This window comes from Thermalbibacter longus, from assembly GCF_023806485.1.
In the GTDB taxonomy this organism is placed as follows: domain Bacteria; phylum Chloroflexota; class Chloroflexia; order Thermomicrobiales; family Thermomicrobiaceae; genus Thermalbibacter; species Thermalbibacter longus.
This window is the reverse complement of record NZ_JAMSLR010000003.1, coordinates 158,604-182,752: the sequence shown is the minus strand read 5'-3', so window position 1 is coordinate 182,752 and position 24,149 is coordinate 158,604. Positions and strand designations below refer to the sequence as shown.

The following is a 24,149-nucleotide window of genomic DNA, read 5'->3' as shown; positions in this document are numbered from 1 at the left end:
CGGGCATACACGCCGGGCCGGATGAGACATCCCATGCAGACAGACCGGTGGCGGCAACGCCACGAGCGTCCGACGAGTCCACTCGTCCTCTTCGCTTCGGTCGAGGTAGCCCCGTTCTCCAAGGTCGGTGGCCTCGGCGACGTGGCTGGGTCGTTGCCCGTGGCACTCGCCAGCGCTGGCATCAGAGCGGTCGTCGTGGCGCCCTGGCATGGAGAGCCAGACACGGCTGCCGGCTCGCTCGAGCGAACTGGTCTCAGCGTGACCGTCCCGGGATTGGCCGGGCCCGAGACATTCCAGGTCTGGCGTGCCGAGCTGGGGCATGGCGTGCCTGTGCTGTTTCTGGCCAATCCGAACCTCTTCGGCGTGCCGATCGTTTACATAGAAGAGCGTGACCGCGAGCGGTTCGCAGCCTTCTCTCGAGCGGTGGTCGAATTGATGCGCGTGCTCTCGGCGGACATCCTGCATGCGAACGACTGGCATACCTGCCCGGCTTTAATCTGGCACAGAGCGTTACGCTACCGCTCTCGCGCGCTGTATCGCCAGCGAAGCGTGCTGACGATCCACAACCTGGCACACCAGGGAATCACCGACGTGGACTACGCCACGGCGCTAGGGTTGGAGACGGCTGAGCCCCTCGAAGAGGAAGCGCGTTATCCGAGGACGATCAACCTGCTGGCACGAGGCCTTCTGGCAAGCGATGCCGTGACCACCGTCAGCCCGCGCTATGCCGAGGAGATTCAGACAGCGGCCTTCGGCGAGGGGCTCGATCGGCTCCTGCGCCAGCGATCCGACCATCTCTTCGGCATCCTGAACGGTATCGATACCACGTGGTACAATCCGGCGACCGACCCGGCGCTGCCGGGTCATTATTCGGCGGATGAGCCGGGCGGGAAGACGCTCTGCAAGGCGCTGCTGCAGCGCGAACTCGGCCTCGCTGAGGATGTTGAGCGCCCGCTCATCGGCGTGATCTCCCGACTCGACCGGCAGAAGGGCATCGATGTGATGCTCGCCGCTGTTGAGGGGTTGGTCGACCTGGGAGTGCAATTGGCCGTGCTCGGAACCGGCGACATGGGCCTGGAAAAGCAGGTCGCGGAGGTGAGCCGCCGGTTTCCGCGGGCGGTAGCGGGGGTGCTACGCTTCGATCCCCTGCTCGCCCGACGGATCTATGCCGGGAGCGACATGTTCTTGATGCCGTCCCGGTTCGAGCCATGTGGGATCGGCCAGCTCATCGCCCTTCGCTACGGCTCGGTGCCGATCGTGCACCAGACCGGTGGGCTAGCCGATACCGTTCAGGAATGGGACCCATCGACCGAAACCGGTAATGGGTTCCTGTTCACCGTGCATGCGGCCGAGGCACTTCTCGCCACCGTGCGGCGCGCCGTCGATACCTTCCGGAAGCCGGCCCAGTGGAAGCGATTGATGATCAACGCGATGCGGTCGGATGTCTCGTGGGTGCGGCCGGCACTCGAGTATGTGCGGGTCTATGAGGTGATCCTAGGGACAACGACGGGAGAGCGTGCTCCCTCGTCACCCGCGGGGCACTGAGAGGGATCAGGACTGAATCGATGAAAAAGATGGATGGTCGAACCGGTCAGGTAGCGCAGCGCTCGGTGCTCTCTCTGCCTGACCTGGTGGCAGAGCTGGAGGCTGAGGAGCAGGACTGTTTCAGGCGACTCTTCACCGTCGACACGACGGTCGGCGAGCTCATCCTCCCGATCCATATGGCGAGCTGGGTCGAGCGCTACTTCGGGTCTGCCGAGGCGGTGGTCCGGCAGAAGGTGGTCAAGGTAACTGATCGCTGGACGCTCGACGCCACGCTGTTCAACGAGCTGCGCGCCAGAAGGCCGCTCGAAGCCCGAATCCCGGTCGAGCTGGCTGACGAGCTGGCCAAGACGGCTCCAGACCCCTTCTGCGAGCCAGAACTGAACACCCCGGAGGACACATTCGGGCGCATTCGCGGGCGGCGAACGCTCACCGCGAGCAACATCGCGAAATACGACGGGCTGCATGGAGTCATCATCTTCGAAGAGCACGACCCGCTCGCCTTCGACGAGGAGCTCGTCCTCGACGCGCTCGAGGTCGCTGGGGCATGGTTCGAACGCGCGCACGCCTGCGACCCGGACGCGATCTATCCGCTGTTCATGTGGAACTGCCTGTGGCGAAGCGGGGCTTCGATCCCCCACGGCCATGCGCAGGTCAGCCTTACCCGGGGGCTGCACTACGGAAAGGTCGAGCGGCAGCGACGGGCGGCCGAGGCCTACCGACGCGAGCACGAGCGAAGCTACTTCGATGACTGGTACCGCGTCCACCAGGCACTGGGGCTGGGCCGGCAGACAGGCGACGTGCGCATCGTAGCCAGCCTGGTGCCGCTCAAAGAGAAGGAAATCGTGCTGCTCGCTCCGTCATCCGGCCCGGAGCTGGGGCGCGCGATCCACCAGGTGTTGCGGTGCCTGGTCGATGACCTGAATGTGGTGTCCTTCAACCTCGTGATCTGGATGCCGCCCCTCGCCCCGACGACCGAAGACTGGAGCGACATGCCGACGATCGTGCGAGTCGTCGATCGCGGGGACCCCTTGGCGCGCACCTCCGACTTCGGCGCTATGGAGCTCTATGCCGCCAGCGTGGTGGCCAGCGACCCGTTCCGCGTGGCTGAGACGCTCTGGCGGTGCCTCGACCATGAGGACGCGCTGTAGCCGCTCGGTGAGCAACGTGGCTCATGGTGTGATCTGGCCTATCGACCACGGCCGGCCGGTGAGCGTGACTTACCGGCTGGCCGTGCTGTCGTGTGCTGCTGCCGGCTCGAAGCGGCTGCCGAGCGCGGAGCATGCTCGAGCGCTGAGCGCAGGGCAGTACGGCAGCCGGCTGAGTCGTTCAATCAGCAAGCGAGAGCCGAATTCGGCGTAAAACGCGTATACTTGACAGGTACAGCTGCGACACCTAGAATGGCGCCGATTGGACCCGCGGGTGTCGACGGGCGCCGATTCCGGCTGGGTGGTGTGGGGAGTATCGAGGAGGAGAGCACGGCGGATTGTCTGGAGATACGCATTCACCGGTCGGTCAGTCATGGCAGGGAGACAAACCGTCGAGGAGGAGAGGCACGATGGATCGCTTCGAAGAGCTTCAGCAGGCAGTTCTGAGCGGTTCCCTCAGCAGGCGTGACGTGCTCAAACGAGCGGCGGCTCTGGGCTTGAGCGCGCCCGCGATCGCCGCGCTGCTGGCCGCGTGCGCTCGCGAGGAAGCAACCCCGACGCAGGCGCCGGCCGCGGCCACCCCAGCACCGGGTGCCTCGCCCGCCGCGACGCCGACCGGAGCGGCAGAGGCGACTCCGACCGAAGCCGCTGCCGGGCAGCGTGGACAGGGCGGGTTGCTCCGGCTCCTCTGGTGGCAGGCGCCGACCATCCTCAACGGGCACCTGGCTCAGGGTACCAAGGACTTCGACGCGTCCCGCCCGGTGCTGGAACCGCTGGCCGACATCGACAAGGACGGCAACCTGGTACCGATCCTGGCGGAGGAGATCCCGAGCCTGGAAAACGGCGGGTTGGCCGAAGATGGCAGCAGCGTGACCTGGAAGCTCAAGCAAGGCGTGGTCTGGTCGGACGGCACGCCGTTCACGGCCAAGGATGTGGTCTTCACTTGGCAGTACGTTGTCGACGAGGGCACGACGGCGACCACAGCCGGCAACTACTTGAACATCCAGTCAGTCGAGGCCGTGGATGACTACACGGTCAAGGTCACCTTCAAGGAGCCGACGGCTGCCTGGATGGGGGCGTTCGTCGGCCCCTACGGCTACATCGTGCCGGAGCACGTGCTTAAGGACTACGTGGGTGAGCAGGCCCGCAACGCGCCCTTCAACCTCAACCCGATCGGTACCGGCCCGTTCAAGGTGCGCGAGTTCCGGCCCGGCGACGTGGTGATCTACGAGATGAACGAGAACTACCGGGAGCCGGACAAGCCGTTCTTCTCCGAAGTGGAATTGAAGGGGGGCGGTGACGCCACCAGCGCGGCCCGCGCGGCCATCCAGACCGGTGAGGTCGATTTCGCCTGGAACTTGCAGGTCGAGGCGCAGGTGCTCAAGCAGCTCGAGGAGACTGGTGTCGGGCAGTTGGGCATCACGCCCGGCGTCAACGTCGAGCGGATCCTGGTCAACATGACGGATCCGCGCACCGAGGTCGACGGGGAACGCTCGAAGCTGGGCGTGCCGCACCCCTGGCAGTCGGATCTCAAAGTGCGCCAGGCGTACGCGTTGCTCTGCCGGCGCGACCAGATCGCCGATCAGCTCTACGGGCCAGCAGGTAAGGCGACCAGCAACATCCTGGTGGCGCCCGAGCGGTTCGTCTCCCCGAACACGAAGTGGGAGTTCAACCCGGATCGGGCTGCGCAGCTCCTGGACGAGGCCGGCTGGACGCTCGGGCCGGACGGCGTGCGCCAGAAGGACGGCGTGCAGATGTCGATCGTCTACTCGACGACGATCAACCCGGTGCGGCAGAAGACCCAGGAGATCGTCAAGGCCGAGTTCGAGAAGGTCGGCATCAAAGTCGAGCTCAAGTCGGTCGAAGCTAGCGTGTTCTTCTCCTCGGATGCCGGAAACCCCGACACGGCCGCGCACTTCTACGTCGATATCGAGATGTTCACCAACGGGCCAACGCTCACCTATCCGATCGACTACATGATCTCCTGGTGGGGCGACGAGTCGAACATCGCGCAGAAGGCCAACAACTGGGGCGGCAGCAACTACGAGCGGTGGCAGAACGAGGAGTACGACCAGCTCTTCGAGCAGGCGCGCACCGAGCTCGACCCGGACAAGCAGGTGGAGCTCTTCGTGCGGATGAACGACCTGGTGATCGAGAACGTGGTCGTCATCCCGCTGGTGCACCGCAACGACGTGCAGGGGTACGCGAAAAACCTCGAAGGGTTGGAGCTGTCCGGTTGGACGTCGAACCTCTGGAACATCGCGAACTGGAGGAGGACCGGATAGCCTGCCGGCGAACGTGAGCGGGGCGGCCCTCAGCGGGGGCCGCCCTCTGCGTTGCAGCAAAGCCGAACCGGCCGAATCCGTTCGACACGTCTGGCCGGTGCAGCCGTGATCGTGTAGCGTTAGAATACGACTATCCCTAAACCGGCGGACGCCGGGCGGCGTGAATCGTTCAGATGCACGGGGGTAGGAGCGGAACTCGATGACACGGTACATCATCAGGCGGTTGCTGACCGCTATTCCGACGCTGGTCGCCATCAGCATGGTCATCTTCACCATCCTCGCTCTGGCGCCCGGCGACCCGCTGTCCGAGTTCGCGGTGAACCCGTCGGTGCCGCCAGAAGTGCGACAGCGCATCCGCCAGAGCATGGGGCTGGATGATCCTATTCCTGTGCGCTACACGAAGTGGTTCACCTCCATCCTGCGTGGTGACTTCGGCTACTCGTTCCGCAGCCGCTCGCCGGTGAGCGACCTGATGCTCCAGCGCTTGCCAACGACCCTCTACGTCATCGGGACCGCCTATCTGATCTCCGTGCTCCTGGCTATCCCGATCGGCGTCATCTCGGCCATCCGGCAGTACTCGATTTTCGACAATATCGCGACGACGTTAGCCTTTATCGGATTCTCGCTACCGACCTTCTTTACCGGCCTGCTGTTCATCCTGATCTTCAGCGTCAAGCTCGGCTGGTTCCCGATGATCTATCGAGCCACCATCGATGAGCCGGGACTCCGGGGACTGTGGCTGAAGGTCGAGCAGGCGATCATGCCGATCACCGTGCTCGCCCTCTTCCAGACCGCGGCGCTCACGCGCTACACGCGCGCCTCCATGCTGGAGACGATCCACCAGGACTACGTGCGAACGGCACGTGCCAAGGGTCTGAGCGAGCTCACCGTCATCAGCCGCCACGCGCTCCGCAACGCGCTGATTCCGGTCGTGACGATCATCGCGCTGAGCATCCCCGGGATCTTCACCGGCGCGGTGATCACCGAGCAGATCTTCCGGGTACCGGGGATGGGATCGCTCCTGATCTCCGCGATCAACGACAACGATACGCCGGTGATCATGGCGATCACGATTATCTTCTCGGCGTTGGTTGTTCTCTTCAACCTGATCGCCGACGTGCTCTACGGGGTCCTGGACCCGCGGATCAAATACGAGTAGGGTACGGCGTCGCCAGGCCAGAGGGAGGAACAGCAGATGTCGGAAGCAACAGGACGGCGCGTACAACCGGCAGCGGCCCCCGCGCTCAGCGTTGAGGCGCTGGCCGGCCTGAGAACGAAGAAGCCACGCTCCCTCTGGAGTGACGCCTGGCGACAATTTCGTCATCACCGGCTGGCGATGGCCGGCAGCGTGGTCATCATCATCATCGCGCTGGCAACGCTGATCGGGCCATTTCTCTGGCCGATCCGCTGGAACGAGTTCGATATGGCCCAGTCGATGCTGCCCCCATCGCTCGACCACCCGTTCGGCACGACTGACCTGGGCCATGATATCTTCGCGCGTGTCCTCTGGGGTGGTAGAATCTCGATCGCGGTAGGCGTGGTCGCGATGCTGGTGGCGATCACCCTGGGAACGCTCATCGGAGCCGTCGCTGGCTACTTCGGTGGCTTTCTCGACTCGGCCCTCATGCGCCTGACCGATCTCTTCATTTCCCTGCCCAGCCTTCCCCTCCTCCTCCTGGTGACATACTTGTTCCGGGATCGCATGTCGGCGACCTTCGGCGTCGAGCTCGGCATGTTCATCCTGATCGTCGTAGTGATCGGCGGGCTGAACTGGATGCCGGTCGCGCGGCTGGTGCGCGCATCCTTCCTCTCGATCAAAGAGAAGGAGTTCATCGAGGCCGCGCATGCGATCGGCGTCGGCACTGGATCGATCATCATCAAGCATATCCTGCCCAATACCCTCAGCCCGGTCATCGTGGCCGCCACGCTCGGCGTCGCGCAGGCGATCATTACCGAGTCGTCGCTCTCGTTCCTCGGCCTGGGATTCCCGCCGGATATCCCGACCTGGGGGCGCATGCTGTTCGACGCCAAGGACTGGATGAGCTTCGCTCCCTGGATGGTGCTCTTCCCAGGATTGGCGATCTTCCTCACCGTGTTGAGCATCAACTACGTTGGTGATGGGCTGCGCGACGCGCTGGACCCGCGGCGCATGTACACGTAGGAACGCGGGCTCGTGCGCGGAGCCGGTGCCGATCGCTTCGGAGAGGACGTCGTGGATCCAGACATGGCCAGTAGCGGGTCCATGCATCTGGTCTGCGACGCCTGCGGTCGAGTATTGCCAGCAGATCGGTCACCAGGACGCTGCTCGTGCGGTGGATTGCCCGAGCTCGTCTTCGCTCTCCCCGAGTCGATCGACCCCGCCGTCTACGATCGCCGGCGCGGTGGCCTCGATCCCCTCGACCGGAGTGGCGTCTGGCGCTACCGGGAGTTTCTCCCACCTCTGCCGCCAGATCAGATCGTCACCCGGCCGGAAGGGAATACCAACCTCTACTCGGCGGCGGCCCTCTCAACGTGGACAGGCTGCCCGCATCTCCTCCTGAAGCACGAGGGTGAGAACCCCACAGGCTCCTTCAAAGACCGCGGGATGACCGTGGCCACCAGCCACGCGCGGGCCGTCGGCGCGCGCGTGGTGGCCTGCGCCTCGACTGGCAACACCTCGGCCTCGGTGGCCGCCTACGCGGCGATGGCTGGTCTCCCGGCCGTGGTCTTCCTGCCGGAGGGCAAGATCTCGGCCGCGAAACTGGGCCAGGCGATCGCCTACGGGGCCAGGATCGTGCAGGTGCGGGGCGACTTCGACTCGGCCATGCGGCTGGTGCAGGAGGCGAGCCAGGAACTGGGGCTCTATCTCCTGAACTCGATCAACCCCTTCCGGCTGGCCGGCCAGAAAACGATCGTCATCGAACTGCTTCACCAGCTCTGCTGGGAGCCACCGGACTGGATCGTGCTTCCAGGAGGGAATTTGGGCAATACGGCTGCTTTCGGCACGGCGATCGTCGAACTCGAGGCTGCTGGACTCATCCGGCGGCGACCTCGCCTGGCGGTGATCCAGGCGGAGGGAGCTTCCCCGTTCTACCGTGCCTATCGAAACGGTTTCGCATCGTTCTCGCCGGAGCCCGCGGAGACCGTCGCGAGCGCGATCCGGATCGGCAACCCGGTGAGCTATGACCGGGCGCGCCGGTCGATCCTGGAGACCGACGGCGTCGTCGAGATCGTCACCGACGATGAGATCCTGGAAGCGAAGGCGCGCGTGGATCGCTCAGGGATCGGCTGCGAGCCGGCCTCAGCGGCCTCGGTGGCCGGGGTGCGCAAGCTGGTGCGGTCTGGCGTGATCATGCCTGGACAGCGCGTCGTTGCGTTGCTGACCGGTCACCTCCTGAAGGACCCCGACACGGTGATGGCCTACCACCTGGGTCCCGAGGCAGAGCACCGGCCCATGACGAATCGCCCGGTAACGATCGAGCCGACCGTGGCCGCCCTGCGAGGAGTGCTCAGCGATGTGGCTTAGCGTTCGTGTCCCGGCGTCGAGCGCCAACCTAGGGCCCGGCTTCGACGCGCTGGCGATCGCGTTGAGCCGCTACCTCGTGGTGACGGTCGAGACGACCGGCCACCAACAGATCGAGGCGCTGCCCGCTCGCGAGCTCGGCGACGGACGTGACTTGGTTCTCGAGGCGATGCAGGCGCTGGCGCGCTTGGTGGGGAAGCGGCTGCCGGGGTGCCGCATCGAGGTCGAGTCGGCGATCCCAGTGGCCCGGGGATTGGGTAGCTCCGCCGCCGCCATCGTCGGTGGCTTGCTGGCGGCGAACGTGCTGCTGGGAACCCCACTGACGAAGGAGGGGATCTGGCGTCTAGCCTGGCAGCTCGAAGGGCATGGGGATAACGTCACGGCGGCGCTCTACGGTGGGGCCGTGCTGGCACTCGAGGGCCAGGCTGGGCCACTGGCCCGGCAGGTGCCGATCGCTGCCCCGCTACGGGCAGTCCTCCTGATTCCCGATCAGCCAGGCTACACCAGCGAGGCGCGCGCCGTACTGCCGGATCAGGTTACCCGCCAGGTAGCCATCGCGACGGCTGCGCGGTGCGCTCTCCTGGTGCTGGCGCTCAGCACTGGCCAGTTCGCGCTGCTCGGCGAGGCCATGGCAGACGATCTGCACCAGCCGTACCGGGCGACTCTCTACCCGTACCTGGTCGACGCGATCGCAGCGGCGCGGAGCGGTGGGGCCTACGGGGCCTGTCTCAGCGGGTCAGGCCCCTCAGTACTGGCGCTGGCGGCGCCAGACTCGGCAGAAGCCGTGCGCCGCCAGCTTGCGCGGGTCGTCGAGCGGCATCATATGTCCGCCGAGGTCACGATTCTGGACATCGCAAACGAAGGGGCTACCGTGAACGTGGCCCCGCAGACGAGCCCAGGCGCGCAGTCGACTCGTCGAGGCATCGATCGCTCAGCCAGCACGCCTGTCAAGGCGTAGCCTCCTGGGCACTGAGCCACCAGCCCTCGGGATTCCACCAGATCCCAGTCATCGGGCCAGGCGCGAGCCCCTTCACATGCGCGCGCCCGGCGACGATGTCGACGTGGATGTAGATCGGAAGAACCGGAAGATCCTGGTCGATCTGTTGCTGGATCATCGAGAGGATCTCCCTCCTCGCCGCATGATCGACGGCTACGTCCAGCCGCGACAAGAGCTGATCGACAACCGCGTTGCGATATCCCATGACGTTCTCTCCACCGGGATTCTCGCTCGAAGGGATGCGTTCGCTGCTGAACCAGGCGTACAGATCGCTCGGAGCGAGACGTCGATCGCACCAGCAGAGGAGCAGATCGAACTGCCGTTCCACAGCCTGGCTGGTGAGAGGCACAATGCGGATGTCGACACCGATAGCTCGCATATCGTCAGCGAACGCTGTCGCGATCTGCCGCTTGAGCGCAAGCTCGCGCGCTGGGTTTGCATCGACAGCGAGGGTGAGCTGGAGTGCCTGGCCATCGCGCACCCGGATGCCGTCCGGGCCGGGATGCCAGCCTGCCTCGTCGAGCAAGCGACGAGCGCGCTGGGGGTCGAACGCCGCCGGGGACTCCGGCCCGGCCTGCCACAGCGAGTGATCGAGCAACGATGCCGCAACCGGGACCGAGCCCAGCAACAGATCTTCAACGAGCCGAGCGCGATCGAATCCGAGCAGGAGCGCCTGGCGCACTCTGACATCGCTGAGGATCGGATGGGCATGGCTGGGCGACGCCGGGTCGTTGAGATTGATCGCCACCGACGCGACGGCTCCACCGCGCGGCGTGACGAGCGTGGCCAGCTCCGGTTGCGCATGCAGCTCGGCGAGCGACCATTCCGGCAAGCCGGCCGCGAGATCGATCTCGCCTGACACAAGCTGTGTCAACAGCTCGCGCTCGTCGGGCAGAAAGCGAAACACGATCCGGTCGAGGTAAACCTCGTCCGCCTCGTACACTGGGTTCCGCTCGAGCGTGAGCTGTTTGCCCTGCTGCCACTCCGCGACCACAAAAGGACCACTGCTGACATGGCCGAGGCCGGCATAGTCCGACTCTGGAATCGCTGCTGGAGGCAAAGCGCCGAGCGCGTGCGCTGGGAGTATGAAGCCCCCAGGCCGTTCGCCGATGCCGATGAGCACGTCCTCCAGGAACGACGCTGCCGGGCGCTCGATGTACACGGTCACCGTCAGGTAGTCGTCGCTGAGCTCCACCGACTGGATGAGCTCCCATCCGGCACGGCTGCTGGCCGGGTAGCTGGGGTTCGTGAGAAGCTGCCAGGTAAAGAGAAAGTCACGGCCATCCAATGGCTCGCCGTCCGACCACTTCAGGCCGGGACGAAACCGGAGCGTGTACGTGCGCCCGTCCTGCGAGATGCCGCCGTTCTCCACCGACGGCACCTCAGTGAGGAGCTGCGGCTCGAGCGTGTTGTCGTCGCGCACCCGGATCAAGCGGGCGTCGAGGCAGCTCAGGATCCAGTAGCTGACCGGCTGGCGCGTCAGGGAGAAGTTCAGGGCATCAGGCTCCGCTGGCACCCCGATGACCAGCGTGCCGCCGCGCGCCGGGCTCTCCTCGGTCGGAGTCACCGTGGGCATGTCAGGTTCTGCGGTGGGAGTCACCGGAGGGGACGGTACCGTCGCAGACGGGCTCGCTGCGGGGGTCACCGGTACGCCGCGGCAGCCCATGGCGATCAGCACGAAGGCGAGGGCCAGCCGCAGAACCCCTACTGCCGGAAAGCGGATCCGCACCGCCGTTCACTCCTTCGCTGGACATCCTCGCCTGGCCGGATCCTCGGCGGTCAGTATAGGAAGCTCGGCGAGAGGCTGGCAACGCCGCGTGATCGAGGGAGTCCCTACCAGAGGCCGCTCCCAGCGCCGGAGAACCCAGTATGCCGGGTGGCGCATCTCCTGGGCCGCCCGTAGCTGGGTGACGCGGGGTTGCCTCGGGCTTACTCGCCATAAGACAAGTGAGTCGATTTGTGGTATACTTTTTGTATCGGAAGGCAATAGACGATGGCCGAAGGGGCGAGGGCGCCATGAGCGGAGGAAGGAGGTCGGGCCATGGAATTCGGAACCTTTCTCCTGATGCTGGCACTGGCCTACAGCTTCGGCGTTCTCTGGTACGACCTTCTGCCGGGCCGCTTGCCCGAGCGAGTCTGGCGGGTCGCCGCGTATCCGTTCCTCGGGATCTGGGCTGGTGAGCTGCTCCTGACCCGCGTGCTCACCTTCGATCCCGAGTTCGGCGGCCTGCACCTGATCAGCGCGACCATCGGTTCGCTCGTTGCCGTCATCGTCGATTGGATCATCAGCCAAGCGCGCCATCCGTCGCTGGTGCCACAGTTCGAGACCCAGCCGGAGGCGCGCACCGCGTAGCCCCTGGGGAGTGCGCCTTCGCCCCTTCCTCGGCACTCCGCACCCTTCGCAGGGGTAAACCGTTTTCCATCTCTCAGGCCGGGATGACACCTGATCAGCGCATGAGAGCGGCGCGACCGCCAGCCCTGTGGGCAGCGCGGTCGGGAATGGCTCGCTCCGACGAGCCAGGCCTGGTCTGGAGTCGCGCGGGTTCGCGGCCGTTTGCTATACTGGCGGAGATGCCAGCTCGGAGATGCCGGCTGGCGAGATTGGATGTGCCTTTCTGCGCTGTGGCCGCGCGGGTGTGGCAACGGCCCGCGAGCGTGTCCAGCGCAAGCCCGAGGAAAGGAGGACTCGTTGCCGCGCTATCAACCTGAACCTCGACCGTACGAGCTGATGGTGCTTTTCCGGCCCGACCTGGCGGAGGATGGTCTCGACGCCGCAATCGAGCGGGTCTCCTCTTTGATCCAGGAAGCCGGAGGCACGGTCACCAATATCAAGCGGGATACACCCTGGGGCAGGCGCCGGCTGGCCTATCCGATCCAGAGATTCCAGGATGCGATCTACGTGCTCTATCATTTCACCTGCCCGCCAGCCGGAACACGCGATATCGAGCGGGAATTACGCCTCAACGAGCAGGTGATCCGTCATCTGATGGTTCGGCTGGACGAGTGACCGTCACCGTGCCGCACGCGCTCCCTCCGGGATGGGGCGGAGCCCGGGGCCTGTAAGGAGGCGACATGTCACGAGGCTTGAACCGCATTCAGCTCATCGGGCATCTCGGACGCGATGCCGAGATGCGCTATACCCCTAGCGGGGCCCCGGTCACCGAGTTCAGCCTGGCGGTCAACCGCGGGCGACGCGGCCCGGACGGGCAGTGGATCAACGAGACCGACTGGTTCCGCGTGATCTGCTGGAATCGACTGGCGGAGTTCGCCGACCAGTATCTCAAGCGCGGGATGCGCGTGTACGTCGATGGACGGCTCCAGATCCGGCGCTACACCGGAAACGACGGCGTTGAGCGGACGGCCGTCGAAGTCGTCGCGAACGACATCATCATGCTCTCGGGGCGGTCAGAGGAGCCGGCCGGCCCGGAGACACCCGAGCCGGACGAGTCGGAGTTGCCGAAGGAGATCTCGGGCGAGGACGAGTTCGACGACATCCCCTTCTAACGCCGCATTTCCCCGGTGAGACCGGCACATGAGCGAGATGGAGTAGAGAGGCATGACCGAAGAGGAAATCCAGACGGAAGCTGAGGCGACTGAGGAGGAAGCTCGACCGAGCGCTCAGACCACTGCAGAGGAACCTGCACGCCGGCGTGGCGCCGGCGCCCGCTACTACCCGCGCCGCAAGGTCTGCGCGTTCTGCATGGACGGCATCGCCGTCGTCGATTACAAGGACATCGGCCGGCTGCGACGGTATATCTCCCCGAGAGCGAAGATCGAGCCGCGCCGCACCACAGGGATCTGCGCGAAGCACCAGCGGCAGCTCGCCAGGGCGATCAAGCGAGCGCGCCATATCGCTCTCCTGCCGTTCGTCGGTTGAGCGAGCAACTGGCTGTGGCGCGCTGTCGCCGCAGCGCGACCGGCACCGGCACGCCTGTGTGATGCGACAGCCCGGTGACGACGCGGCGGTGCATTCCGATCGGCCGCGTCGTTGCCAGGCGTGGAGGAGATGGGAGCAATGCGCGAGCACGTCCGGAGGTGGCTGCGTCGGCCCGCACGGCCGGCAGCGCCAGGACGTCGGCTCTCTCGACGCGAGCGAGAGCAGCTTCAGCAGCGTATCGTCATCGCCGTCGCCGCGGTGGCCATCGTCTTCGTTCTGCTCCTTCTCGGGGTCGGCGCGGTCTACCAGTACCTCTATCTGCCCCGTCAAGTTCTGGTCGTCGTCAATGGCGAGGAGATCACCCGGCAAGATTACTGGAAGGTCCGCAGGCTCGAGCTGCTCAACCAGATCAGCCAGTACCGGCAGCTCGCGACGCTGACGACCGGCCAGCAGAGCGTCCAGTACCAGCAACTGGCCGACCAGGCCGAGCAACAACTTCCGACGGTCGAGGAAGACCCGGTCAACGAGTCGACGCTCGACCAGATGATCGACAACCTGATCGTGGTACAGCGGGCCTCGGAGCTCGGCGTGAGCGTCACCGATGCCGAGCTGGACGAGTATCTGACCCAGCTCTTCGCTCCTGGCCCGCTCGCCAGCCCGACTCCCACGCTCGGCATCGATCCGACAGCCGCTGCCTGGGCAACGGCCACCGCCACCGCATCGATCACGCCCACCCCGACGCCCGAACCCACACCGGCAAGCGCGGAGACCCCAACTGGCACAACGACCCCAGCGATCGAGCCGACAGTCCAGCTTCAAACCCCAGCTCCCGCCACGCCGACACCGGCCCAGACGCCGGGAGGCGCGACCGAGACGCCGAGTCCCGCCGCGTCGCCGACCCCGACGATCATGCCGACGGCGACCCTCAGCCCCGGCGATCTCCGCGCCACCGCGACGGCGAGCGTCGGCGAATACCAGCGGCAGGTGCTCGAACGCGCTGGCATGTCGCTCACGGACTTCCGGCGTCTCTTCGTCAGGCCGCTCCTCACCCGCGAGAAGATCCAACGCGTCCTCGAGGAGCAGATCCCGCTCCGGGCAGAGCAGGTCCACGCAGCGCATATCCTGCTGGCAACCGAGGATGCCGCGCGCTCGACCGTCGAGGAGCTGCGGAGCGGAGCTGACTTTGCCGAGATCGCCCGCCAGCGGAGCATCGACTCCACCACCGCGCCGAACGGTGGTGACCTCGGCTGGTTCCCGCGCGGCTACATGCCGGAGGCCTTCGATGCCGCCGCTTTCAGCCTCCAGCCAGGTGAGATTAGCGACCCGGTGAAGACGGAGTACGGCTGGCACATCATCACGGTGATCGAGCGTGAGAACGATCGGCCATTGACGGTCGAGATGCTTCAGGCGATGCGCCAGCGCGCGTTCAATTCCTGGTTGCAGAAACAGCGCGAGAGCTCGGAGATCTCGTGGCGGGCCGGGTTGCAACCGATGCCAACGCCGGAGACACCGCCCTTCATGCCGCCTCCGAACGCGCCGCCGACGCCGACGCCCGTGCCGACCCCAACGCCGGCAACCCCGGAGGAGCCGACACCGGCGGCGAGCCCGACACCGTAGGCCCGTGGCTAGACGCGCCGGGGGCGGCGACCAGACGGGCGTGGTTGACGCCGGCCGTGCTGTGCCGAATGATGATGTCGGTGCTGCACCAGGCCGGTTCGGCGGAGGCACATCCTGGAGGGATACAGTCATGGTGGCCGATCCGCCACAGTCTAGGCTGTTGCGCGTGCGGGCGGCACCGTCAGCCGGCGGCATGATCGGCGCCGTGCTCTTCGGCGCGTCTCTGGTGATCGCCACCGTGGCGCTGCTTGCGCTGCTCGGCCTGATCAGCTCCTCACTGCCAGCGCTCGCCCTCTGGCTCGTGCTGATCCTCTCGACCGGCGCCGCGATTGGGCTCGGATACCTGCTGTTCGGCTACTTCACGCTCGGCTACGACGTCAGCGACCACGCGCTCGCTATTCGCTGGGGCAATCGACGCGAGGAAATCCCGCTCGCGCAGATTGTCTATGCTGGCCCGGCAGCGCCGCTCCTGGGGGATCGCCGGCCATCATGGCAGTGGTTCTGGCCCGGCTACTATCTCGGCACCCGCCCGACGGCGCTCGGCCCTGTGCACGTGGCGGCGACCCAATCCGTGAGCCGGCAGTTGCTCATCTCCACGACATCGGCGCACTACGCCATCTCACCGGAGCGACCTGCCGTCTTTCTCGAACGGCTGGCCCAGGCTCGCCAGGCGTTGCTGGCCGAGCAAACCGGCCAGCCAGCACGGATCGCTGGCCGGCAGCAGCTAGCCGAAGCCGGCTGGACTGTCGAATTCACCACGGTCTCTCCGGCGCCGGCCACCCGCGCGCAGGCGACCGGCTCGTACCCGTTGGCACGGCCACCGAGCGGAGCTCGGCAGGTAGCGCGACGAGCCATCCACAGCCGGCCGCTCCGCCTCTTTCTCATCGAAGACCGCGTGGGGCTCTCGTTCTTGGCATTGGCCCTCGGCCTGAACCTGGCCATGATCCTCTACCTCCTCGTGCAGTACGATCAGCTTCCCGAGACACTCGTGCTTCACTGGAACGCGAATGGACTGCCGGATCGGATCGGCACTCGCCGGGATCTCTGGCTGCTTCCGATCATCACGGCGATCGTGACGATCGCGAATATCGGCCTTGCCTGGCTCGCCGAGACCTTCGATCGCTTTGCGGCGCGCCTGCTGCTGGCCGGGACGTGCCTGGTGCAGCTCGTCGCCTGGGTGGCGCTGCTCTCGATCGTCGGCTGAGTCGGCACGGTTCTCGCTCGAGTCGACGGTCGTGGGAGGAGCGGCCTCCCACGCGGCTAGACGGGAGGGTGCGCCGTGAGGGCGTCTCGCTCGCTCGTGCTCGCGCTGCTCTGGTGTCTCGCCTGCACGCGCTCCCCAGCGCTGGTGGCCCCAACTCCGCCACTTCCAGCACCCGGCACGGTAACGGCGTCCTCGCCCACTCCTGTCCAGTCACCGACACCCACCCCTCGACCAACGCCGACCGCTGCCCCGACCGCCACCCCGAGCCCGACCCCGGTTCTCTATCGCTCGCCCCTGAGTGGCCAGGCCTTGGCCACGCCCCCGCCCCGGCCACTGGCGGTCCAGATCGACAACCACCCGGATGCCCGGCCGCAGACCGGGCTGACCGATGCCGACCTCGTCTACGAGACCCCGACCGAGGCACAGCTCACGCGCCTGACCGCGCTCTTCCAGACCCGAGCGCCCGAGGTGGTCGGCCCGGTACGGAGCGCGCGGCTGGTCGACCTGGCGATCCTGCCGATGCATGATGCAGTGCTGGTCTATTCCGGGGCAGCGCAGGGAGTTACCCAGGCGCTGCTCGGAGCCGGAGCCGAGCTCTTGCACGCGGAGGGCAACGCGACCCCTGCCGGCTGGCGCGACTGGAGCCGCTCGATGCCACACAACCTCTACGTCTCAGTCCCGGCCCTCCGGGAGGTGGCGACGGAGCTAGGCTGGGAGCGGCCCACGGCGGCCAGCTCTCTCCTGTTCGGTCCACCAGCGCCGGGAGGCGAGCCCGCCCTTTATCTGGTTATCCCCTATGCTCAGGGACAGGTCGAGTTCCGGTACGATCGCGCATCGAACCGCTACCGGCGCTGGGTAGACGGCGCTCCACACGTGGACGCGCGGAGCAACGAGCCGGTCGCGCCGGCGAACGTGGTCGTTCTGGTGACCGAATTCTGGTACCGCGAGCTGCCGGCCGGCTGGACGGTCGAGCAGTCGCTGGATCTGGACCTGAGCAGCGGGGGCGAGGCCTGGCTGCTCAGGGATGGGCACGTCTACCGGGCTCGCTGGGAACGGCCGGCCGAGCGGGAGCCGCTCCGCCTGCTCGATGCGCGAACGGGGCAGCCCTTGCCGCTGGGAGAGGGCCAGACGTGGATCTGCATCGTCAGCCCCGAGATCGCTTCCCGAGTAGAGGTCGGATAGCGTTGCTATACTGCCGGCAAGGGCCGACCTGATGAGGCGCCTGTCCAGTCGCTGTCGTACGCTGCTGCGAACGAGCAGGTGACCCATGGCCAATTTGATCACCCTGGGGCGCGTTGTCCTCCTGTTCGTCAGCATCGCGCTGCTCTACAGTGGAGCGTACGAGCTCGCGCTGCTGGCTACTCTGCTCCTTCTGGTCGTCTTCGCGAGCGACGCGATCGACGGGATCGTCGCGCGGCGGCGGGGCTCGGCCACCGTCTTCGGTGCCGTGTTCGACATCGCCGGCGATCGCGTAGTGGAGAATGCGCTCTGGATCGTCTTCGCCGATCTGGGCGCTATCGGCATCTGGGCCCCGCTGCTCGTGATGACCCGCGGATTCCTGGTGGACGGGGTGCGCAGCGTCGCGCTGGGCGAAGGCCGAACCCCCTTCGGCGAGAAGACGATGCAGCGGTCTGCAGTGACCCGGTTCCTGACCGCTTCACGCTTCATGCGAGCCCTCTACGGCGTGGCGAAGCTGGTGGCGTTCGCCTTTCTCGCCGGGCTGATCACCGCTGGGACGGCCGGCGATCGGCGCGACCCGCTTACTTGGCTCTACGACCAGCGGGTCTTCCTGGCGGCCGGCTGGCTAACGGTCTACGTGACGCTGGCGCTGACGGTGATCCGAGGCCTGCCAGTCCTGATCGACGCGATGCCGTACCTGCGCGCCGAGCGGGTCGACGGGCGCGAGCCGTCCCTCTAGGGTTGCCTGGCATCAGCGAGTAGAATACCTGCGGCATGTCCTCCAGCCGGCCTGCCTGTTCGATCCCATCGCGGGGTGTAGCGTGAGCAGCCGAGTCGTTTCGCCCGATCGAAGCCGGACCCGTAGGGTGAGCCGGCGGTTGGCCTGGCTACTGAGCCAGGTCGCCCGCCTGGTGCCGTTGCCGCTGAGCTACTGGCTAGCCGATCGGTGCGGCGACCTTGCCTACCTGCTGTTGAAGACGTACCGCCGGAACGTCGAGCACAACGTGACCCAGGCGCTCGGGCCGGATGCCGACGCCCAGGAGGTGCGGCGCGTCGCGCGTCGCGTTTTCCGGAACAGCGCTCGCAACTTCGTGGATCTCCTGCGCGTGCCGCACCTCTCGCCGCAGGAGCTGATCCACTCGATCCAGGTTTGCCCCGAGAGCTGGGCCGAGTTCGAGCGCTTGGCTGCCTCTGGCCAGGGCGCGGTCATCGTCACGGCCCACCTCGGCGCTTTCGACTACGTGGGGCAGCTCCTCTCGGCCCGGGGCTACCGGTTCACCTCGCTGACGACCCGCACGGTTCCGGAACTCCTCGACGCCGCGGTGAACTACCTGCGAACGAGCCGCGGGCTGCACATCGAGCGGGCAACTCCGGGCGGGATCCGGCGCGTCATCCAGGCGCTGCGCCGAGGGGAGCTCGTCGGGCTCGCCGCCGATCGCGATTTCTTCCAGAATGGCTGGCCGGTAATCTTCTTCGGCAAGGAGACCACCCTGCCGCCCGGCCCGGTACGGCTAGCGCGCTCGGCCGGGGTACCGATCCTGGCGGCGTTCACTCGCCGGCTGAAGCGTGGCTACCAGTTGTTGATCGAACCGCCGTTCTACATCGAGCGAACCGACGATACGGCGCGCGATCTGCGCGCCGGCTTGCAGCGGCTCGTCGAGCTGTTCGAGCGTCACATCCGCGAGGCGCCGGACCAGTGGGTCATCTTCCAGCGCGTCTGGCCCGAGCGCCCGGCGCCGGTGCTGCGCGTCTTCCCCGTCGGTTCACCGCTCGAGGGCGAGCTGCTGGGCTGGGGCGCCGACCCGGCGCGGCCGCTGACGGAGCCACTGGATTCGCCCACAGGTCGTACGGACCGGCATCCACGACTCGCGCCCGAACCAGCGCCCCGACCGGCTGAGCCCCCGGGATGAAGACCAGGCCGTCGACCTCCGGCGCGTGCCGGGCAGCGCGGCCGACCGAGATCGGCTCGCGGTCGCCGGCTTCGTCCTCCAGTTCGCCCACGCCCTCGATCAGCACCTCGAGCGTCTGGCCGACCAGCGCACGGTTCTTCCTCAGCGAGATTCGCTGCTGGAGCTCTAGCAGCGCCGCGCGCCGCTCCTCAGCCACCTCCGGCGGTACCGCGCCTGACAGCTTCGCGCTGGCGGTCGGCGCCTCGCGGGAATACGCGAAGACACCGACGTGATCGAACTCGATCTCGGCCACGAAGTCGTACAGTCGCCGGAACTGCTCGTCGGTCTCACCGGGGAAACCGACGATGAGCGTGGTACGAAGCACCGCACCATCGAGCTTCTCCCGGGCATAGCTGAAGATGCGCCGGTACAGGTCGACGTTGCTCGGACGAGCCATGGCGCGCAGGATGTCCGGATCGGCATGCTGGATCGGCATGTCCAGGTAGGGCACGCAGGTGGACGTCTCGGCCATGGCATCGATGAGCCGGAAGACCAGCGGGCTGGGATAGATATAGAGCATGCGCAGCCAGTGTAACGCCGGTACCTGCTCAGCGATCAGGCGGACGAGGCCCGGTAGCCCGTGCTTGACGCCGAGATCCGCCCCGTAGCGGATGGTGTCCTGAGAGACCAGGACGACCTCCTTGACCCCTCCGTCGACGAGCTCTCGGATCTCGCGCACGATCTCAGACGGCCGCTTGCTCGCCTGCCCGCCCTTGATAAGCGGGATAGCGCAGAAGGAGCACGCGTGGTCACAGCCGTCGGCGATCTTCACGTAGGCACTGGGACCTGTCGCGCGGGCCCGGTGGAAGCTGGCCAGCATCGACGACTGGCCGTCGGGACGCACGGGAGCCATCGGGAGATCGAGCAACCGGCCGATGACCTGGCCGATCTGGGGCCACTCGCGGGTGGAGAGGATAGCGTCGACGCCGGCCGGGATCTCGGCCCGGTGGTCGTCGAGCGCGGCCATGCAGCCGGCAGCGATCACCACCTGGCCGGACCGCCGGGCCTCGAGCAGTTCCTGGATCGCCTGGGCCGATTCACGCCGGGCGCTGGCCAGGAAGCCGCAGGTGTTGACGATCAGCACCTGGGCGTCATCAGGCTGCTCGGCTGGGACCAGCCCCTGCTCGGCCAGGAGCTGGGCCATCCCTTCGGAATCGACCTGGTTCTTGGAACAACCGAGCGTGACGATGTGGAAGCGGATCGGTTCCATCCTGGCATCGCTCTCACGCAGATCGACGCGGGCAACGCTACGCCATTGTCGCACCGTGACCGGCCTAGCCCTCGTGGTGACCGGCCGGCCCGAACTGCCCGACAAGTATGCGGGCGTGATCACCAGCGAGCAACCTGGCCGCGCCACGGCTGCCACACGACTGCCCTGTGACGGCTCCCCTACACGCTCTAGTTGCGGTCGGGAACCGGTCACCAGGCAGACGGCAGAAGTGGAGCGCAGTGCAGGGCTTCACGCGTCCGGTTCCGGCAATAGTGGTCGATCCTGAGGCCGGGAACCTGTTGACGAGGCGAAACGTGGACACTACACTGAACGTGTTCGAATGCCCGATAGTCCAGAGCGGAACTGGCCAGCGCGGAGATGTCGACCTCCCTCTGCCAGTGGCCTGTATTTCATCGAGGTCTGTCGAGCCGGCGCTCGCCCACGCTGGCCCGGTGCCGGTCTCGCTTCCATTGCGCTCACCTCGTCATTCGTTCCCCGCTACGCCCAGCGACAGGCTCGGCGCCGCATAGAGGCTGCAGGCTGGGCCGAGTGGAGTCCCTCTCCCCTGGTGCGTGAGGCGGTGATCGCGATGATCGAGGAGGTGTCGATGTGAGTAGCGCAGGCGATGCGGGCCGGGTCGCGGTCGAGACGTACCAGATCGGTACCAACCGGCCGCCACTGGTCGTCACCGATCTGCCTGAGCCGGAGGAGGTATTCAAGGTACCGCGGATCGGCCCTAAGGAGGCGATCACCAAGGTGATCGGCCCCAGCCTGATCGCGCTGGGCCTCTCGATCGGCAGCGGCGAGTGGTTGCTCGGGCCGCTCGGCGTCGCGCAGTACGGATTCATCGGTCTCGGCTGGGTGATCCTGCTGTCCGCGATCCTCCAGACGTTCTACAACGTCGAGATTACACGCTACATCATGGCGACCGGCGAGGTGCCGGTGCTGGGTTGGGCCCGGGTGCCGCTCGGGCTCTTCTTGTGGATGCCACTCGGGCTCCTGATGGTGTACTTCGCCAACATCTGGGGCGGCTGGGCAGCCGGTGCCGGCGAGGGGCTCTACGTGCTGCTGACCGGTAATCTGGTCGATGAACCCGGCGAGCGCACGGCCGCGCGCTGGCTGGCAGTGGGCCTGATGGTCCTGGTGCTGGTGATCACCCTTTTCGGCCAGAAGATCGCCAGGACACTGGAACTGGTGAACTGGGTCATCGTCGGCTTCATCCTGGTGACCTTGCTTCTCGTCGACCTCTTCATCGTGCCAGCCAGCAAGTGGTGGGAGGGTCTACGCGGATTCCTCACCCCAGCGCTGCCTCCGTCGGGGGTAGACGCGACCCTGCTCGGCGGGCTGGCCGGGTACACCGCGCTCGCCTCGGGCCTCAACTGGTACAACATGAACTACTATCGGGATCACGGCTACGGGATGGGCGCGCGGGTCGGCTTCATCGCCGGGCTAGTCGGTGGCCGGCAGGAAGAGGTCATGCCCAGCGGGGTCACCTTCCCCGACACCCCGGAGAACGCGCGGCGCTGGAAGCGCTGGTTCCGCCTGCTGCTGCTCGACCAGTGGGTCGTCTTCTTCGGCGGTGCCATCCTGGGGATGTACCTGACGACTATCCTCGTCTCGCACCTGGCAAGCCTGCCGGGCGAGGAGCCGCCGACCCGGGCCACGATGCCGACCTATGCCGCCGACGTGCTGTCGCGCCACTACAGCTCGGGGCTCTACGCCTGGGCACTGCTGGTCGGGTTCTTCATCCTCTTCTCGACCCAGCTCGGCGTCTTCGAGTCGCTCGTGCGCAACGTGGTCGACGCGCTCCACGGCACTAGCCCGGGCTTCCGGCGGCTGATCGCCGGCGACCCGCGGCGCTTCTACTACCCTTTCATGGCGCTGCTGGTCGTCGTCATCAGCTTCCTGATCTTCCAGGCCCTGCCGACCGGGTTGATCCTGATCTCGGCGAATATGTCGAACCTCGGAGTCCTGGTCTTCCCGTTCCTGCTGATGTACCTGAACAGCAAGCTGCCGGGGCCGGCCCGGATGCGCTGGTGGTCGTACGTGGTCTTGATTCTGAACACGATCTTCTTCGGGTTCTTCTTCCTCAACTTCCTGTGGCAGCGAATCACCGGGACGGCGCTCGTCAGCTTCTAGCGGGAGCCGTCGGCCAGCGAACCGGACGGTCGGGCCGGCCGTCCGGTTCGCCGCCATCCAGTCCGACCTCGGGCAACGTCTCAGCGGCCGGCATCCCGCCAGCTCGGGCGGCGGAGTACCCTCAGCCGGCAGTGCTAAGTGCGTCAGAGAGCCTCTTCGTCGTCCAGGCGCCGGGAGCGAGCGCGCGAGGTGCGAGTGCGGGCCAGGCGATCGCACGACCGGGCAATGAGGTAGACCCCGAGCGCCAGCGCGATCCCGATCGCAATCTCGTCCCAACCCACCCCACCGGCGTGCAGCAACGGGAGCATGATTCCTCCAAGCAAAGCGCGAGGATCGCACGGTACCGACCGCTTGACAACGCGCGCGCAGAGCTCGATAATTCTGAGTGACACGATCGGGATTCACGTTCGAGCATCGATGCGGTGAGGTATACACTGATGGTCGCCCGAAGCCGGATACTCCTGAGCATGCTCGACCTGCACGCACGCTCTTCGCGGCAGGAAGCCCAGTCAGTCTCCGTTGCGTTCAGCCGGACAGGGCCGATTGCGGACCTCGCGGGCTTGCTCACCATGGCGGCGCTGCTCGCCGCGTACCTCATCGCTCGGCTCTGATCGCCGGCACGCCCTCCCCGCCGCTAATCGGCCAGCTCTTCGCGCAAGAACTGGATGGTTCGTCGCTCGCGCAGCGCGGCGACGAACCTGCCGATCGTCGAGGCAATCACTGGGAGTTCCAGGTAGTCGATCAGAATCGCGACCCAAGCGAGCCAAAGCGGCAGGCTCGTGCCGTGCCCTGCCCCAGTGAACTCCGCCACGACGAACTCGTCGGTAATCCAAAAGATGTGGAGCCACTGCGAGTTCAAGAAGAGCAGATACAGCGCGCTCTCCCAATGGAATCGCTTTCGTAGCTCGTTGATGTAGACGAGCGAGACGCTGATCAGAGCAGGGATTTCGGTGTAGTCCACGATGAGGATCAGGTAGCGGAAGATCCCTTCCAGGTCGGCATAGCTGCGCCCGACCAATCGCTGAGCCACCACATCGGCCGTGAGCCAGTACAAGTGAGCGAGCTGGAGAACGAACAGCCCGGCCGCAACGGTGATGTTGAGCAGGTAATGCCGCTCGTACCACTCGAAGAATTGCCGTAGAAGCGTCCTCATCTTGTACGCGTGTCCCTTCCCTCAGATTGCATTTCCGACTGGCGCAGTCGGAATAAGACTCAATCTCTGTTGAGAATCATTCTCAATTACAGTTGTACTATAGCACGGATACCCGGCTGGCGCAAGATCAGCACTGGCCGGAGAGCACCCGCCGCGCGGGCTCCAACTGGCCATCTCGCGGGGCGACCCAGGCTCGGCGAGCGAGCTCCACGGGAAGGGCTGCATCGGTACACGAGGGCTAGCCAGCGCTAGCGGGGAAGGGGAAAGCCCTCCCCGCCTCACGCCCCCGTGAGGCGCGATACGCGATGGGGGACGATCGTGCGCGCCTCACTACCTCCGGGGCACGA

21 protein-coding genes and 1 pseudogene are annotated in these 24,149 nt (G+C 66.3%); 18 read left to right on the top strand and 4 right to left on the bottom strand.

Annotated features, from left to right (window positions below):
• Window positions 1-33: 33 nt before the first annotated feature.
• The 7 genes from NET02_RS05755 to thrB all read left to right on the top strand — a co-directional run bounded on the left by NET02_RS05755 (window position 34) and on the right by thrB (window position 9,435).
• A complete protein-coding gene (locus tag NET02_RS05755) occupies window positions 34-1,545 on the top strand; it encodes a glycogen synthase (RefSeq protein WP_284056427.1) in 1,512 nt (503 codons plus the stop codon).
• A gap of 20 nt (window positions 1,546-1,565) precedes the next feature.
• Complete coding sequence (locus NET02_RS05750; RefSeq protein ID WP_284056426.1) at window positions 1,566-2,693, top strand: hypothetical protein; 1,128 nt, start codon at window positions 1,566-1,568, stop codon at window positions 2,691-2,693.
• Between the two features lie 407 nt (window positions 2,694-3,100).
• Entirely contained in the window at window positions 3,101-4,975 is a 1,875-nt protein-coding gene (locus NET02_RS05745) for a peptide ABC transporter substrate-binding protein (protein ID WP_284056425.1), read from the top strand.
• A 199-nt stretch (window positions 4,976-5,174) separates the two neighbouring features.
• Window positions 5,175-6,134: an ABC transporter permease gene (locus NET02_RS05740; RefSeq protein WP_284056424.1), complete on the top strand. Its 960-nt coding sequence runs from the start codon at window positions 5,175-5,177 to the stop codon at window positions 6,132-6,134.
• A 36-nt stretch (window positions 6,135-6,170) separates the two neighbouring features.
• The gene (locus tag NET02_RS05735; RefSeq protein ID WP_284056423.1) at window positions 6,171-7,136 is read left to right on the top strand and encodes an ABC transporter permease; all 966 of its coding nucleotides are present in this window, start codon (window positions 6,171-6,173) and stop codon (window positions 7,134-7,136) included.
• A gap of 63 nt (window positions 7,137-7,199) precedes the next feature.
• The gene (gene thrC / locus NET02_RS05730) at window positions 7,200-8,480 is read left to right on the top strand and encodes a threonine synthase (protein WP_284056422.1); all 1,281 of its coding nucleotides are present in this window, start codon (window positions 7,200-7,202) and stop codon (window positions 8,478-8,480) included.
• Complete coding sequence (gene thrB / locus NET02_RS05725) at window positions 8,470-9,435, top strand: homoserine kinase (RefSeq protein ID WP_284056421.1); 966 nt, start codon at window positions 8,470-8,472, stop codon at window positions 9,433-9,435. The genes thrC and thrB overlap by 11 nt, the downstream gene beginning before the upstream one ends.
• Here the strand turns inward: thrB and NET02_RS05720 are convergent.
• A complete protein-coding gene (locus NET02_RS05720) occupies window positions 9,425-11,203 on the bottom strand; it encodes a peptide ABC transporter substrate-binding protein (protein WP_284056420.1) in 1,779 nt (592 codons plus the stop codon). The two genes, thrB and NET02_RS05720, sit on opposite strands and share 11 nt — an antisense overlap.
• A 312-nt stretch (window positions 11,204-11,515) precedes the next feature.
• On the opposite strand from NET02_RS05720, the gene NET02_RS05715 reads away from it, so the two are divergent.
• The 9 genes and pseudogenes from NET02_RS05715 to NET02_RS05675 all read left to right on the top strand — a co-directional run.
• Window positions 11,516-11,827, top strand: a complete 312-nt coding sequence (locus NET02_RS05715; protein WP_284056419.1) for a hypothetical protein — start codon at window positions 11,516-11,518, stop codon at window positions 11,825-11,827.
• 336 nt (window positions 11,828-12,163) lie between these two features.
• Entirely contained in the window at window positions 12,164-12,481 is a 318-nt protein-coding gene (gene rpsF / locus NET02_RS05710) for a 30S ribosomal protein S6 (RefSeq protein WP_284056418.1), read from the top strand.
• Between the two features lie 65 nt (window positions 12,482-12,546).
• A complete protein-coding gene (locus NET02_RS05705) occupies window positions 12,547-12,978 on the top strand; it encodes a single-stranded DNA-binding protein (RefSeq protein WP_284056417.1) in 432 nt (143 codons plus the stop codon).
• A 52-nt stretch (window positions 12,979-13,030) separates the two neighbouring features.
• Window positions 13,031-13,351 carry a 30S ribosomal protein S18 gene (gene rpsR, locus NET02_RS05700; protein ID WP_347711004.1) on the top strand — a complete coding sequence of 107 codons (321 nt, stop codon included), beginning with the start codon at window positions 13,031-13,033 and terminating at the stop codon, window positions 13,349-13,351.
• A 138-nt stretch (window positions 13,352-13,489) separates the two neighbouring features.
• Window positions 13,490-14,968, top strand: coding sequence for a peptidylprolyl isomerase (locus tag NET02_RS05695; protein WP_284056416.1), 1,479 nt, complete (start codon window positions 13,490-13,492; stop codon window positions 14,966-14,968).
• A gap of 130 nt (window positions 14,969-15,098) precedes the next feature.
• A complete protein-coding gene (locus NET02_RS05690) occupies window positions 15,099-16,172 on the top strand; it encodes a DUF1648 domain-containing protein (protein ID WP_284056415.1) in 1,074 nt (357 codons plus the stop codon).
• 75 nt (window positions 16,173-16,247) lie between these two features.
• Entirely contained in the window at window positions 16,248-17,354 is a 1,107-nt protein-coding gene (locus NET02_RS05685) for a DUF3048 domain-containing protein (RefSeq protein WP_284056414.1), read from the top strand.
• 85 nt (window positions 17,355-17,439) lie between these two features.
• A complete protein-coding gene (locus NET02_RS05680; protein WP_284056413.1) occupies window positions 17,440-18,090 on the top strand; it encodes a CDP-alcohol phosphatidyltransferase family protein in 651 nt (216 codons plus the stop codon).
• A gap of 82 nt (window positions 18,091-18,172) precedes the next feature.
• Window positions 18,173-19,012, top strand: a pseudogene (locus NET02_RS05675) (lysophospholipid acyltransferase family protein); the annotation flags it as partial.
• Window positions 19,013-19,052: 40 nt separating this feature from the next.
• Here the strand turns inward: NET02_RS05675 and rimO are convergent.
• Entirely contained in the window at window positions 19,053-20,510 is a 1,458-nt protein-coding gene (rimO, locus tag NET02_RS05670) for a 30S ribosomal protein S12 methylthiotransferase RimO (protein ID WP_284056412.1), read from the bottom strand.
• 609 nt (window positions 20,511-21,119) lie between these two features.
• On the opposite strand from rimO, the gene NET02_RS05665 reads away from it, so the two are divergent.
• Window positions 21,120-22,649 carry an Nramp family divalent metal transporter gene (locus NET02_RS05665; protein ID WP_284056411.1) on the top strand — a complete coding sequence of 510 codons (1,530 nt, stop codon included), beginning with the start codon at window positions 21,120-21,122 and terminating at the stop codon, window positions 22,647-22,649.
• A gap of 143 nt (window positions 22,650-22,792) precedes the next feature.
• Here NET02_RS05665 and NET02_RS05660 read toward each other — a convergent pair whose 3' ends face one another.
• Window positions 22,793-22,957 (bottom strand): hypothetical protein, encoded by a 165-nt coding sequence (locus NET02_RS05660; protein WP_284056410.1) that lies wholly within the window; start codon window positions 22,955-22,957, stop codon window positions 22,793-22,795.
• A gap of 129 nt (window positions 22,958-23,086) precedes the next feature.
• Here NET02_RS05660 and NET02_RS05655 point away from each other — a divergent pair, with 129 nt between their 5' ends.
• A complete protein-coding gene (locus NET02_RS05655; RefSeq protein WP_284056409.1) occupies window positions 23,087-23,260 on the top strand; it encodes a hypothetical protein in 174 nt (57 codons plus the stop codon).
• Window positions 23,261-23,283: 23 nt separating this feature from the next.
• Here the strand turns inward: NET02_RS05655 and NET02_RS05650 are convergent, their stop codons facing one another.
• Window positions 23,284-23,802, bottom strand: a complete 519-nt coding sequence (locus tag NET02_RS05650) for a hypothetical protein (RefSeq protein WP_284056408.1) — start codon at window positions 23,800-23,802, stop codon at window positions 23,284-23,286.
• Window positions 23,803-24,149 lie beyond the last annotated feature (347 nt).

What these genes read in the sequence shown, in the direction of transcription:
- NET02_RS05755 (WP_284056427.1), top strand. Translation starts at nt 34, where the DNA reads ATGCAGACAGACCGGTGGCGGCAACGCCACGAGCGTCCGACGAGTCCA.
- NET02_RS05750 (WP_284056426.1), top strand. Translation starts at nt 1,566, where the DNA reads ATGAAAAAGATGGATGGTCGAACCGGTCAGGTAGCGCAGCGCTCGGTG.
- NET02_RS05745 (WP_284056425.1), top strand. Translation starts at nt 3,101, where the DNA reads ATGGATCGCTTCGAAGAGCTTCAGCAGGCAGTTCTGAGCGGTTCCCTC.
- NET02_RS05740 (WP_284056424.1), top strand. Translation starts at nt 5,175, where the DNA reads ATGACACGGTACATCATCAGGCGGTTGCTGACCGCTATTCCGACGCTG.
- NET02_RS05735 (WP_284056423.1), top strand. Translation starts at nt 6,171, where the DNA reads ATGTCGGAAGCAACAGGACGGCGCGTACAACCGGCAGCGGCCCCCGCG.
- thrC (WP_284056422.1), top strand. Translation starts at nt 7,200, where the DNA reads ATGGCCAGTAGCGGGTCCATGCATCTGGTCTGCGACGCCTGCGGTCGA.
- thrB (WP_284056421.1), top strand. Translation starts at nt 8,470, where the DNA reads ATGTGGCTTAGCGTTCGTGTCCCGGCGTCGAGCGCCAACCTAGGGCCC.
- NET02_RS05715 (WP_284056419.1), top strand. Translation starts at nt 11,516, where the DNA reads ATGGAATTCGGAACCTTTCTCCTGATGCTGGCACTGGCCTACAGCTTC.
- NET02_RS05705 (WP_284056417.1), top strand. Translation starts at nt 12,547, where the DNA reads ATGTCACGAGGCTTGAACCGCATTCAGCTCATCGGGCATCTCGGACGC.
- rpsR (WP_347711004.1), top strand. Translation starts at nt 13,031, where the DNA reads ATGACCGAAGAGGAAATCCAGACGGAAGCTGAGGCGACTGAGGAGGAA.
- NET02_RS05695 (WP_284056416.1), top strand. Translation starts at nt 13,490, where the DNA reads ATGCGCGAGCACGTCCGGAGGTGGCTGCGTCGGCCCGCACGGCCGGCA.
- NET02_RS05690 (WP_284056415.1), top strand. Translation starts at nt 15,099, where the DNA reads ATGGTGGCCGATCCGCCACAGTCTAGGCTGTTGCGCGTGCGGGCGGCA.
- NET02_RS05680 (WP_284056413.1), top strand. Translation starts at nt 17,440, where the DNA reads ATGGCCAATTTGATCACCCTGGGGCGCGTTGTCCTCCTGTTCGTCAGC.
- rimO (WP_284056412.1), bottom strand. Translation starts at nt 20,510, where the DNA reads ATGGAACCGATCCGCTTCCACATCGTCACGCTCGGTTGTTCCAAGAAC.
- NET02_RS05660 (WP_284056410.1), bottom strand. Translation starts at nt 22,957, where the DNA reads ATGCTCCCGTTGCTGCACGCCGGTGGGGTGGGTTGGGACGAGATTGCG.
- NET02_RS05655 (WP_284056409.1), top strand. Translation starts at nt 23,087, where the DNA reads ATGGTCGCCCGAAGCCGGATACTCCTGAGCATGCTCGACCTGCACGCA.
- NET02_RS05650 (WP_284056408.1), bottom strand. Translation starts at nt 23,802, where the DNA reads ATGAGGACGCTTCTACGGCAATTCTTCGAGTGGTACGAGCGGCATTAC.